Here is a 12,662-nt window from a genome sequence, read left to right on the forward strand (position 1 = left end):
AATATGGCTATTTACTTGCCTATTATTTATTACACCACACTTTATTTTGGTAGCCCTATTATGAATTTATTCACCACCTTACAACAGCTTGTCCCACAACAGAAGCTAAGTAAAGTTGCTGGACGTTTGGCCGCCAGTCGCCATCCTTATGTCAAACGCACTTTTATTCGTAGCTTTGCAAAAGCATATAATGTCAGCTTAGATGAGTATGAGCGCCAAAGCCTCAATGCCTATGAAAGCTTCAATGATTTTTTTACGCGTGAGCTAAAGGAAGACGCTCGTCCTATCGACACCACAGCTGACGGTATTGTCAGTCCCGCTGATGGAGTTATCTCGCAGTTAGGACAGATTAATGACCATAAAATGCTGCAAGCAAAAGGTCGTCATTATGACGTTGGGCAACTGCTTGCTGATAGTGAAGATGGTCGTTATTTTGCTGATGGTAGTTTTGCCACTGTGTATTTAGCGCCCAGCAACTATCACCGTGTCCATATGCCATTTGCTGGTACATTGACCAAAACTCGCTACGTGCCCGGTACCTTATTTTCGGTGAACAATACCACTGCGGCCAATGTCCCTGACTTGTTTGCGCGTAATGAGCGTCTAGTCTGCATGTTTGATACTCAGTACGGCAAAGCGGCAGTGGTGATGGTAGGTGCTATGATTGTCGCTGGTATCGAAACCGTAGCGACTGGCAAAATTGTCCGTACTGATGATGTACAAGAGGCCAATCATGACATGCGCTTCGAAAAAGGCGATGAGCTTGGGCGTTTTTACCTAGGGTCGACGGCGATTGTCATACTACCAAAAGCAGCAAACGCTGACTGGGAAAGCACCATGCAAGCCGATAGTTTTGTAAAAATGGGACAGTTATTGGGTGTCACCAATTCGTAATTTATCTCTGTCATAATAAAAAATAAAAGCCCAGTGAGGCGTCAATAACGACGTTTCATTGGGCTTTTTACTTATAACTGGTATATATCAATGACAGTTAGTAGCGGAAATGCTTGAGAATTGGGTACGAGTACAAAATATTTTCTTCTTGAGTACCACGTCCGATATTATGAATAATCAATGGCGTACCATCAGCGGCCTTTTTGTCGGAGACGATACCGATATGAGGTAAACTGTCCTTCGGCAACCGCCACGTCACTATATCGCCTGCTTGAAAACTGTCTTTGTCAGTAATCGATAACGTTTGTCCCTGTCTCTCAAAAAACACTTCAAGATTGGGTACACGGCGATGGTCGATATTTTTGTCGGTCGATTTAAGTCCCCATCTTTTTGGATAAGCTGACCAGTTGGACTTCATATCATGGTTGACCAGCTGTTGAAGATCGATATTTTGCAAACGATACGCGCGAATGATGACATCGGTGCAGACTCCTGTTTCTATGGGTACGTCACCTCGCGGAAAATCCAACTTACGATAAGCAGGATCATAGCTTGTGGTCACGCCAATTTGTTTTTTGGCATCGTAGGCCAATTTATCGCCATCACTAATAGGCGTCGCAGCTTGCGCCATATGCGCAAGGCTCAGCATGCTTACAAGGACAAGTGATTTGCATAGTTTTCTATAAGTTACAGATAGACTCATTTATTGACTTCTCTTTTGTGACGCTAATGATCAATATGTTAGCAAGGGTAAATTATAGGTAAGTTGAATAATATGAAGAGGATAATGGGTGTTATTTATGAGTCAATCAGCCACCCTTGATGCGTTGCATACTCGATATTTTCTGTGAGCCAATCATGAATCACAGGGAAGCTGTGCTCAATAAATGCCAATGCTGCTGCCACTTGCGAACGCGTGACGTCAGATTCAATCCACGTTTTTCCCTCGGTATTTAGATTAAGTAAAAACGGTAACAAACGATCAACGACTCTGAGCAGCTGGGTCTCTTTGCTGCTACCTGTCTCTTGTTCTTCCCAAATCTCAGCGAGATTGGTAATCCCATTGCCGCGTTCTGCTTGCAATCGAGCGATACCAGCACGCTCTTCGATGTGGGCGGCGTTACGACTGCTGGCAAATAAAAAGGTATCTCCTGCATCAATCTCGCCCAAATCATGCACCAACGCCATCTTTAGTAGTTTCTCATGATTGACGTCGAGCTCAAACAATTCAGCAATTGACCAGCAAGCCATTGCCAAGTGCCAAGAGTGTTCGGCAGAGTTTTCTCGGCGTGTGGTATGGGTCACATAGCTGCGGCGATTGACACGTTTGAGCGCATCCAACTCCAACAAAAAATGGGTGACATCATTGACATCGATACTTGCTACAAGCATTTGGCTGGTCAGTGGTCTAGGCATACTTAAAGACATACTTCTCTCTGATTAGATAAAAAACAGCGCCTGTCTGATCAAGCGCTGTTTTTACGATGGTTAAATAAAATGGTAGCAGCCGCTTACTACAGCCCTTTGTTGCATCAACTATTTAATCAAATTGCTGATGGTTTTAAAGGCAGGGTCTTGGCTACTGCGGCACAGCTCAAACAAAATAGACTCAACCGTACTGATAACACCACCTGCGCGGCGAATACGACGAATCGCTTGTTTTTTATCATAAGGGTAGCGCGAGCCAACGGCATCGCCAATAATGACAGGTTGCATGCCGTTATCAAGTAAATCAAGCGCCGTCTGCATCACACAAACGTGTACTTCTACACCGAATAAAATGACGACACTGCGATTCTGCTGGGCCAGATGATGCCATGCTTCATCATTGTCACAGGCACTAAATGTGACCTTTTCAAAACTTTTTGTATTATTACCTTCTAGTGCTTCCTTGATCTCGGGCAACGTATCGCCTAGACCCTTTTTGTACTGCTCATTGAGCATAATAGGCACGTTCAGCGCTTGTAGACCCTTTATCAGTGTGACTGTCTTTTTTAATATGTTTTCATGGTCATAAATATGCGGCGTTAAGCGCTCTTGGACATCAATGACCATTGCTTGGGTATTTTCACGAGCAATTCGATAAGTACGATCGGTAATCATGGTAGACATAGCACACTCCTTGTACGACTGACGTTTATCATTAAAAACTATGGCGTGGTGACCAATAGCATAATGACTCCACTAATGCTTATTTAGTCACAGTTTGGTAAGTGCGTCAATGGACATAATTTTGCTCTGTTATTTACGAGTAGCTCTTATTGCTGCCTATGATTTACTTAACTGTCTAAATTCTAATAAAAAAAACCTCCAGTCATGAAGACTAGAGGCTATTATCTAAGTATTTACAATGGTTAAATATTACAAATCGACTACCGATTCGAGTGTTTAAACGCGCTCAATCACGGTCGCGATACCTTGACCAAGACCGATACACATCGTTGCCAGACCAATTTCAGTATCTGACTGCTCCATCGCATTGAGTAGTGTCACTGTGATACGAGCGCCTGAACAGCCAAGTGGGTGACCCAAGGCAATCGCGCCGCCGTTGATATTGACGATGTCTTGTTTGTCCGTTAGGTTCAGTGCTTTTAGAACTGATAAACCTTGCGCTGCAAATGCTTCGTTTAACTCGATGGTTTGCATGTCATCGATGCTCATGCCGGCACGTTTGAGGGCTTTGTTGGTAGCTGGTACAGGACCATAACCCATGATAGCAGCGTCACAACCAGCAACAGCCATACTACGAATACGAGCGCGTGGCTTGAGACCCAAGTCTTTGGCTTTTTGCGCGCTCATGACCAGCATTGCTGCGGCACCATCTGATAAGGCAGATGACGTCGCTGCCGTCACCGTACCACCTTTTGGATCGAAGGCTGGACGTAGTTTTTGCATTTGCTCCATCGTGGCATCTGGACGAATCACTTCATCGACGGTACATAGCTGCAAGCGACCTGCGGCATCATGACCTTCAATACCGATGATTTCATTGTCAAAACGACCTTCAGAAGTCGCAGCCCATGCACGGCGATGTGACTCAAGACCAAAGGCGTCTTGCTCTTCGCGCGTAATGCCATTCATGCGACCTAGCATCTCAGCGGTCAAGCCCATCATGTTCGAGGCTTTTGCATAGTGCTTTGAGGCTTCAGGATTGAGATCCACGCCATGCATCATACCCACGTGGCCCATGTGCTCAACGCCACCAATGATGAAAATCTCGCCTTGATTGGTCATGATTTGGGCAGCAGCCGTGTGTAGCGCCTGCATTGATGAGCCGCATAGACGATTGACGGTCTGACCGCCTGCCGTTTTTGGAATACCAGCCAATAGGCCAATGTTACGACCGATGTTTAGGCCTTGCTCTAGCGTTTGGTTCACACAGCCCCAGATGATATCTTCGACATCACGTGGGTCAAAGTCGTTACGCTCAACCAAGGCACGTACCAATTCAGCAGACATGCTATCCGCGCGAACATGGCGGAACATACCGTTTTTAGATTTGCCCATCGCTGAGCGTACGCCATCTACGATGACCACATCTTTTGGACTTAAAGTTGTCATACTATCTTCCTTTTCAATTTTTATTGTCAGTGTCATCCGTTCACTTTGACGCTTTTACCTTGCCAATCTTACCCAAAGTACGATAGGTACTTCTGCGTTTGATGCACTGGTATTAACATTCAATGGAACTGACTATAACTGTACGTTTGCGATTGAAAAATAGGGTTCTATCAATGGCTGTTTTGCTCAAAGGCAAACGTACTGCACTTCATCCTAGTAATGACTGCCTATTACGCGGTGGCGTAAAAGGTCTCGCCTGCGGCTGCCATATCGCGAATCTTTTGCGGGGCTTCATAAGCTTTGCCAAGGTGCGCGTATTTTTCACACAGTGCCAAGTAGTTATCTAGACCCATCTGGTCGATATAACGGCAAGGGCCACCGCGGAATGGCGGGAAACCGACGCCCATGATCATTGCCATGTCGGCCTCGGCAGGCGTGCTCACGATGTTGTCTTCTAAGCAGCGAACGGTTTCATTACAGAAAGCCAGCATGGTGCGATCAATGATGGCTTGATCATCAAAGGTTTGCTTGTCACTGTCACTCGTCGCTTGTAGCAGCTCATAAGTGGCGTCATCAGCCACTTTTTTTGGCTTACCGCGGCTATCTGTTTCGTATTTATAAAAACCAACGCCGTTCTTTTGACCCAAGCGCTTGTTTTCGTATAGATGCTGAATCGCCCCTTTATAATCAGGCTTCATGCGATCAGGAAAACCTTCTGCCATGACTTCTGCACCGTGGACACCCGTATCCAAACCAACCACGTCGATCAAGTAAGCAGGACCCATCGGCCAGCCGAATTTTTCCATGACTTTATCGACATGAGCAAAGTCAGCACCTTGCTTGAGCAATAAATCAAACGCGCCAAAATATGGGAACAACACACGGTTTACCAAGAAACCTGGGCAGTCATTGACCACAACAGGGACTTTACCCATTTTTGAAGCGAGCGCAACAGTGGTCGCGATGGCTTCTTCAGAGGATTTTTCACCGCGAATCACTTCGACGAGTGGCATACGGTGTACTGGGTTAAAGAAATGCATACCGACGAAGTTTTCTGGACGCGCAAGTGCTTCGGCCAAATAAGTGATAGAAATGGTTGAGGTGTTTGAAGCTAGGATACAATCGTCTTTTACCAAGCCTTCTACTTCTTTTAAGACACTACGCTTCACATTTGGATTTTCTACCACGGCTTCGATGACGATATCTGTTTCGCTAAAATCACCATAGTTTAGAGTCGGACGAATACGGCTTAAGGTTTCGCCCATTTTCGCTGGGGTCATCTTGCCGCGCTCAACCATCTTGCCAAGCAATTTGCTGGCTTCGCCCATACCAAGATCTAATTGCTCAGACTTGATGTCTTTCATAATGATTGGCAAGCCTTTGCTGGCTGCCTGATACGCGATACCGCCGCCCATAATACCAGCGCCTAATACAGCGGCTTCGTTGATGTCATGCGCCTGCTTGCTGTGTTGTTTGGCCAGTTTTTTAACCAATTGATCGTTTAAGAACAGACCAACCAAGCTTTCAGCTTGTGGGGTTTTAGCCGCTTTGGCAAAGCCAGCAGCTTCAACTTCAATTGCTTTGTCACGCGGTAGATTGACGTGTTTTTCGATGGCTTCGATAGCGAGGGCTGGTGCTGGGTACTGTTTAGGATTGGCTTTGGCAAAGATCATGCCTTTGGCACTGTTGAACGCCATGGCTTGCTCAAGCTGGTTTAGCTTCACTGGCACCAGTTTTTCTTCACGTTTTGCTTGCCAATCAAGCTCGCCTGAGATACATTTTTTGACCAAATCAATGGCGGCATCTTGCAAGTCGTCAGCTGGTACCGTTGCATCGACCAAGCCGAGCTTTAGCGCATCAAGCGGTTTTTTTGGTGTGCCAGTGGCGATCAGCTCAAGCGCATTGTCGATACCAATGATACGGGTACTACGAACCGTACCACCAAACCCTGGGAAGATACCCAGTTGAGTCTCTGGTAGACCGATGATTGCTTTATCACTCATGACGCGGTATTCACACACCAAGGTCATCTCACAACCGCCGCCCATTGCCGCGCCATTGATAGCAGCCACTTTTGGGAATGGCAAATCTTCAAAACGATTGAAAGCGTCATTGACATGAACCACCCAATCTTTGATCTCGCTTTCTGATTTTTTGAAAGAAGCCACAAATTCTGTGATGTCAGCACCAGCGATAAACACGCCTTTGCCCGAAGTGACGATAAGGCCTTTTACGTCATCAGCTTTTTCTAACGCGCTAACGGCTTCGCCAAACTGCTTGTTGGTCTCGGCATCAAACTTATTCACGCTCTCGTTTTCGGCGTTGTAGTGCATGTTGGCGATGCCATCCTCTAGCATTGTCACCGTGATGCGATTTCCTTGGTATACCATTTGGAACTCCTTGTTATTCATAAAGGCTATTTAATAAAAACGATGTAATAGAACGATGTAATAAAAACTAGCTCTTAAAAGCCATGCGACAAACCTTTCGTCTTAAAAGCGACGTTTTGGCACAAATCACATAACTCGTTATTGTTAGAAAAATGGGTAATAGCACCGTCAGCCTGCCCTTTTATGACAACAAATCGTTATGAAGACAAACAATTCATTGTATTAGCCAGCTGGCAAGTCAATCAGTCAAAATATCTTTATTATCCAGCGCGCGTGTTTTTGTCTTTACTGCTCTGTACTTATTTTAAGTGTGTTGCACAACATCATACGGCGCTTCATTTATATACTCTTGTTTTCAATACGGCTGCTTTAGTTGCTACAGTTGTCGGTCTGACGATGACTTTCACGCCAATTAGTGTAGGGGATTATGCCCCTGACTGTCACAAGCTAATACCATACTCACAAGTCACTCTTAAATTGATAACAGCCCTTTACCTCGTGTCCGGCGTCCTTTAAGTGCCTGTTAACATCATACAAATGAACTTATCAAAGTGCGTAAACCGTCATTATCAACCTTTCAGCTTCCTCCATTATCAAAGCACATTCAACCACTAAGTTAAATCACCAATACGTAACGGGGACTTATGGGATTATCTTCTTTCCTTTTGCTGTTGAATGGCAAAAAATAATTCAGCGCGTCTACGTGCCATACAAGGAATATCGCCTATCATGCTACACTAGGGCTATTTTTATTCTTCTCTGATAAATGGTTGGGTTATGACTGTTTCTTCTATACTAAGCTTGATGCCAGCAAGCGTTCCGTCTTTTAAAAATACCGAGCAGTTCCATCGCGCAGTACGCGCACAATTGGCGCAAGACATTGAAGTTTTATTTACGTATGCCAAGCTCCCAAGTCCGCTGATGGACGCCTGTCGTTATGTGATGACTGGTCAAGGCAAAACGGTACGTCCCCTATTGGTCGCAAGTGTGTTTGCGAGCTTCACTGAAAATAACAATATAAGTGGTAATGCGGACAAGGCTGAAGCAAGTTTAAAATCCGATGATGCATCAGGTCTTGTTGACTCTACCCCTACCAATATAACCAATGACATGCAAAGCGAAGACTTGGCATCCTTGTTAGAGAACGACTCAGATTATGATATGTGTCGCCGTGCTGCCCTAGCAGTGGAGCTACTGCACACCTATTCACTGGTGCATGATGATTTGCCTTGCATGGACGATGATGAGCTACGCCGTGGGCAGCCAACCTGCCATATCGCCTTTGATGAAGCGACTGCTTTATTGGCAGGGGATGTGCTACAGACGCTGGCCTTTGAGGTATTGACCGCAGAGATGCCGACCTTTGCGCATTTTGATGCTGATATCGCAAGCCAGCTGCTCGCGGTATTTGCACCACGGGCGCGGCGCATGGTATCTGGTCAAATGCTGGATCTCAATGCTGAAGCAAAAGAGGACGTCTCGCAAAGTGAGTTAGAATCCATTCACCGCGATAAAACCGGTGCCTTGATTGAAGCGGCCATGCTAATGGGCGGTATCTGTGCTGGCGCGACCGCTTTACAACGTATGGCATTGCAGGATTGTGCTCAGCACATTGGTCTTGCCTTTCAGGTCCAAGATGATATCTTGGATGTGACCACCAGCACCGACACGCTTGGCAAACCTGCTGGTAGCGATGAAAAGCTGGACAAATCCACCTATGTAAAATTGATGGGTGTGGAGAATGCCAAAACCTATGCACAATCACTGTTTGATGACGGACGCACCGCGATCATTCGTGAGCTAGGCAGTCGTGAGCCAAATAGTGATGGGGTAAGCCGTGATGATTACAGCATCAATAAAGACAATGATGCGCTCCTGGCGTTGATAGACTGGCTATGGGCACGTAAAAAATAGCCAAAACTGAATCATAAAAAGTAAATTATAAAAAATAACGAGTGGTCAACATGGACAGGAACCCTACCCCGCGTATCTATCTTGGCACTGGTGGCTATAGCGATACTGACTTGCTCGGTACGCTGTATCCCACTGGCACCAAAAAAATGGACTTTTTACGCGAGTACGCCAAACAATACGGCGCCGTCGAGATTAATAGCACATTCTACGCACCCATCGGGCAAAAAGCCTTTGCGGGTATGGTTGATAAAGCCTATGTGCAAACTGACAGTCAGCTAAAATTCGCCGTAAAACTCCATCAAGACTTTACTCATGCACGTAAAGGCACAAGCGAGCATGCCGAGGCCTTTTTAACGGCGCTCACCCCGCTTATTGAAGCGAATGCTTTAGCACCATTGTTACTCCAATTTCCCCATGGTTTTGATCGTACTCGCGATCATCGTCTGTATCTCGCCAATCTTGTCAGCTGGTTTAGAGACTATCCGCTCGCCGTTGAGTTTCGCCACAACGGCTGGCACACGCCGCAAGTGGTCGATAGTTTTCGCGAGCAAGGGTTGATTTGGTGCAGCGTCGATTATCCAAAAGTAAATGGCTTGCCACCATCACGGCTGATATTCACTGAGCGCACTGGATATCTGCGTATGCATGGCAACAATCTGAACTGGTGGGATGCGATGAGCGCAAGTGACCGTCATGATTATCGCTATAGCGAGGCGGAAATGCAGGACTGGGCACAAGCGATTGCCAATCAGCGTCAGCACTTTGATACGCTCTATATTTTCTTTCAAAACACCGTCAATGCGCATGCCTATTATAATATTGCGATGCTACGAGAAGCGCTGGGTAAGTTTGGGTTTGAGGTGTTGTAATGTCGATAAACTTAGCGAACTTATTTGATTTTTTTCGGTCTCGTAAAGAACCAGAAAATGAGCACGAAAAATCTATTCAGCTGTTACAAACGATGCAATAGTCAAAGTTGTGTTGGGATGAAAGTTGGGAGGATGTGATAGAGCTAGAAAGCTTACTACCAAAAGCAGGTAAAACATACCCTATAAAACTTGATGAGAATGAAGAATATGCAGAGGAAGGAAAAGCATACATATTATGGTCACCGCCTCACTCAGAGCTTAATGGGTGGTGGGACAAACGACCATCTGAAATTCTCAAATCCTACGTATTAGAAGGTATTTTATCTAATGCCGTCTCAAATTATGAAAAACGCGAGTATTTTTTTGACTTTCAAATCGAAAGATATACAAGACTAATCAATTACTTCTCTGAAATTCCTGAAACTAAAATATCGCCTTTATCTACGGTTGATCAAGGTAATGGTTCTTCAAGGATTCAATGGCAGGACGCTGACGATCTTCAAAAGTATAATCTCGGCGACTATTTGTATTTAAGTGGAATAGAATGCGAGAGTCATTTAGAGCTCATACTTTCATGTATAGAAAATAGATGGTATGTGCATTATTCAGCAACATTACATTATCCTGCCCACTATGAAACCCTTATCACTAAGTATCATTTAAAATCTAAAGAACAAAAATTAATTGAAACATTGATAAAAAAAGCCAATGACATAACCGATAACTCAATGGACTCACTAGAAGATAATAAGATTTACGGTGCTGAGTACTGGTGACTCAGCTATTCATAAGCCAAAAAAAGGACACCTCGCGGCGTCCTTTTTCATCAATCAAATGCTTAGCCAAAAATTACACGTCAATGCCAGCATTCTGACCTTTGTATTTTGCGTTTGCATAGTCCCAATTCACAAGATTGTCTAGGAACTTACCTAAATAGTCAGGGGCTAAATCAACAGCACGCCATCATCTTGTCGCCGCAATCACTGCATAATTTCTTACATAGACTTATGTGTAGGCGCAGACTTAATATACCCGCTTGCACTGATAAATAGCAATACCGCCAGTCCAGTGCCAAGCATCTCCATAATAAACAGCGTCTGCCCCATCGGTTCTACCGAGCGCGGAAAGATATTAGCAATGTCCGCCACATACACCACAAAATATTCTACCGCGAGTAGTTGCAGTATCTTGCCACGCATCGTCTGACCGTCCAGCCCCGCAAACAGTTGCCAGATGCTGAGCACCACAAGAGTGATCAAAAACACTGTGAATAGAGTGATGACTATCGGTGGATAATCGGGGAATACTCGCGTCTTAGTCAATACACTGAGTATCATAAAGCACAGGTTCAGCACCGAGAGTGTCAATGTGGCCAGTACTGCAATGCGCGCTTTATTCACCCTATCCTCCTGTCTGCATTTTAGGTTCGTGTCGCCTGTATTATAGCGCTATCAATACCGTTTTTATTGATAAAGGTTAGCTGGCAGCATCGTTATTCGCTATCCACTCCTTTTTTAAAATGGCATATTGCAACGTATCTTCGTACTTTGGCGTGCCGTCTGCATTTTTGATAAACGAGATAAACTCTACAAAGTGCCCTTCTTGACGAAAGCCCAAACGCTCGCACAGCTTTTGTGAGGCGGTATTGTCAACCTCGACATACGTATAAATGCGTCTGGCGTCCTGTTCGGTAAATAAAAAATCAATAAACGCACGCGCACTTTCGCTAGCGTATCCTTTGCCGTGAAAATGCTCATTAAAGTTCCAGCCTACAGAGTAGGTATCAGGCTCTTCTTTGATAAAGAAAATCTCACCAATCAGCTTATCAGAGTCTTTGAGACATACGGCAATATAATCACCAACTTTTTGTCTTTTGGCAATTTTTGTCAGTGCTTCATCAATCGAGGTGATTTTATCGCCTGCAAAACAGCTGGGTATAGGGTTGGACAGATATGCCAATAAGTCAGCAGCGTCATGTTCTGCAAAGTCTCGTAAAATGAGGCGCGGTGTGTGTATGGTTGTCATTATTGTCATCTCATTATTTGTCTGGGTCATACTTTATCAAAGTCAGTAGTTTTAGTATCAAGCACAGCTATCTTACTTCGATATGTTTACTGTCTCATTGGTTTTTATGATCAAACTCCAAACCAAAAAAAAGGACACTTCTCAGTGTCCTTTTTTGTATCAAATGCTTGGTTAAAGATTACTCTTCAACGCCAGCGTCTTGACCTTTATATTTTGCGTTTGCGTAGTCCCAGTTCACAAGCTTGTCTAGGAACGTGTCAACATAGTCAGGACGACGGTTACGGTAATCTACATAGTACGCATGTTCCCATACATCACAAGTCAATACGGCTACTTGATTATGTGCAAGTGGGGTATCAGCGTTAGCTGTTTTGGCAATAGACAATTTGCCACCAACTTTGTCAGCGACTAGCCATGCCCAACCTGAACCAAATTGAGTCAATGCTGCGTTTTTGAACTCTTCACGGAACTTGTCATAGCTACCGAAATCTTCTTCGATTTTGCCTTTTAGATCGCCAGTAGGTTCGCCGCCGCCGTTGGTTGGCGTCATGCAGTTCCAATAAAACGTGTGGTTCCATACTTGGGCTGCTTGATTAAACATACCTTGCTTGCTCTCATCTTTAGCAGTTGCTTCGATGATTTCTGGCAATGTTTTGTCTTCTAAACCAGAACCTGGTAATAGCTCATTTAGCTTGTTCACATAAGCAGCATGATGTTTGTCATGATGGTATTCTAGTGTCTCTGCACTGATATGTGGCTCTAATGCGTCTTTTGCATATGGTAGATCTGGTAAAGTAATATTTGACATAGTTATTTTATCCTTGCTGTTTTTGACCGTTACGTTATAAAAGCTAAATTCTACACTGTTCTTACTTCACAAAATAGCGGTCTAAAGTGGCTGAGTTTATTGTTTGAATTAAATTTTATCGCTTAATACACGTTATTGCTTAACACAGTATCACGTATTATGATGGAGCCAAAACTGATTGGGCTATTGCTTTTGCCCCAA

12 protein-coding genes and 1 pseudogene are annotated in these 12,662 nt (G+C 44.6%); 4 read left to right on the forward strand and 9 right to left on the reverse strand.

What is annotated here, in order from left to right:
• The first annotated feature begins 60 nt into the window (after window positions 1–60).
• Entirely contained in the window at window positions 61–894 is an 834-nt protein-coding gene (gene asd, locus A3K91_RS12365; RefSeq protein WP_062846014.1) for an archaetidylserine decarboxylase, read from the forward strand.
• 97 nt (window positions 895–991) lie between these two features.
• On the opposite strand, the gene A3K91_RS12370 is transcribed toward asd, so the two are convergent.
• The 5 genes from A3K91_RS12370 to fadB form a co-directional block, all read right to left on the reverse strand.
• Window positions 992–1,543, reverse strand: coding sequence for a DUF1287 domain-containing protein (locus A3K91_RS12370; protein ID WP_062845540.1), 552 nt, complete (start codon window positions 1,541–1,543; stop codon window positions 992–994).
• 149 nt (window positions 1,544–1,692) lie between these two features.
• The gene (locus A3K91_RS12375; protein ID WP_062845541.1) at window positions 1,693–2,322 is read right to left on the reverse strand and encodes an HD domain-containing protein; all 630 of its coding nucleotides are present in this window, start codon (window positions 2,320–2,322) and stop codon (window positions 1,693–1,695) included.
• Window positions 2,323–2,430: 108 nt separating this feature from the next.
• The gene (locus A3K91_RS12380; protein WP_062845542.1) at window positions 2,431–3,006 is read right to left on the reverse strand and encodes an isochorismatase family protein; all 576 of its coding nucleotides are present in this window, start codon (window positions 3,004–3,006) and stop codon (window positions 2,431–2,433) included.
• A gap of 276 nt (window positions 3,007–3,282) precedes the next feature.
• Window positions 3,283–4,455, reverse strand: a complete 1,173-nt coding sequence (fadA, locus tag A3K91_RS12385; protein WP_062845543.1) for an acetyl-CoA C-acyltransferase FadA — start codon at window positions 4,453–4,455, stop codon at window positions 3,283–3,285.
• Between the two features lie 230 nt (window positions 4,456–4,685).
• Window positions 4,686–6,845 (reverse strand): fatty acid oxidation complex subunit alpha FadB, encoded by a 2,160-nt coding sequence (fadB, locus tag A3K91_RS12390; protein ID WP_062845544.1) that lies wholly within the window; start codon window positions 6,843–6,845, stop codon window positions 4,686–4,688.
• 777 nt (window positions 6,846–7,622) lie between these two features.
• Here fadB and A3K91_RS12395 point away from each other — a divergent pair.
• The 3 genes from A3K91_RS12395 (at window position 7,623) to A3K91_RS12405 (ending at window position 10,404) form a co-directional block, all read left to right on the forward strand.
• The gene (locus A3K91_RS12395; RefSeq protein WP_062845545.1) at window positions 7,623–8,759 is read left to right on the forward strand and encodes a polyprenyl synthetase family protein; all 1,137 of its coding nucleotides are present in this window, start codon (window positions 7,623–7,625) and stop codon (window positions 8,757–8,759) included.
• A 50-nt stretch (window positions 8,760–8,809) separates the two neighbouring features.
• Complete coding sequence (locus A3K91_RS12400) at window positions 8,810–9,628, forward strand: DUF72 domain-containing protein (protein ID WP_062845546.1); 819 nt, start codon at window positions 8,810–8,812, stop codon at window positions 9,626–9,628.
• A gap of 134 nt (window positions 9,629–9,762) precedes the next feature.
• Window positions 9,763–10,404, forward strand: coding sequence for a hypothetical protein (locus A3K91_RS12405; protein ID WP_136139150.1), 642 nt, complete (start codon window positions 9,763–9,765; stop codon window positions 10,402–10,404).
• A 73-nt stretch (window positions 10,405–10,477) separates the two neighbouring features.
• On the opposite strand, the pseudogene A3K91_RS14250 reads toward A3K91_RS12405, so the two are convergent.
• From A3K91_RS14250 to A3K91_RS12420, 4 genes and pseudogenes are all read right to left on the reverse strand, one after another.
• Window positions 10,478–10,570 (reverse strand): annotated as a pseudogene (locus A3K91_RS14250) (superoxide dismutase [Fe]); the annotation flags it as partial.
• 53 nt (window positions 10,571–10,623) lie between these two features.
• On the reverse strand, window positions 10,624–11,028 hold the full coding sequence (locus tag A3K91_RS12410) for a DUF8051 family protein (protein WP_062845548.1): 405 nt from the start codon (window positions 11,026–11,028) through the stop codon (window positions 10,624–10,626).
• A 76-nt stretch (window positions 11,029–11,104) separates the two neighbouring features.
• Complete coding sequence (locus A3K91_RS12415; protein ID WP_062845549.1) at window positions 11,105–11,653, reverse strand: GNAT family N-acetyltransferase; 549 nt, start codon at window positions 11,651–11,653, stop codon at window positions 11,105–11,107.
• Between the two features lie 178 nt (window positions 11,654–11,831).
• Complete coding sequence (locus tag A3K91_RS12420) at window positions 11,832–12,461, reverse strand: superoxide dismutase (protein WP_062845550.1); 630 nt, start codon at window positions 12,459–12,461, stop codon at window positions 11,832–11,834.
• Between the last annotated feature and the right edge of the window lie 201 nt (window positions 12,462–12,662).

Origin of the sequence: Psychrobacter alimentarius (assembly GCF_001606025.1) — a bacterium.
GTDB lineage: Bacteria > Pseudomonadota > Gammaproteobacteria > Pseudomonadales > Moraxellaceae > Psychrobacter > Psychrobacter alimentarius.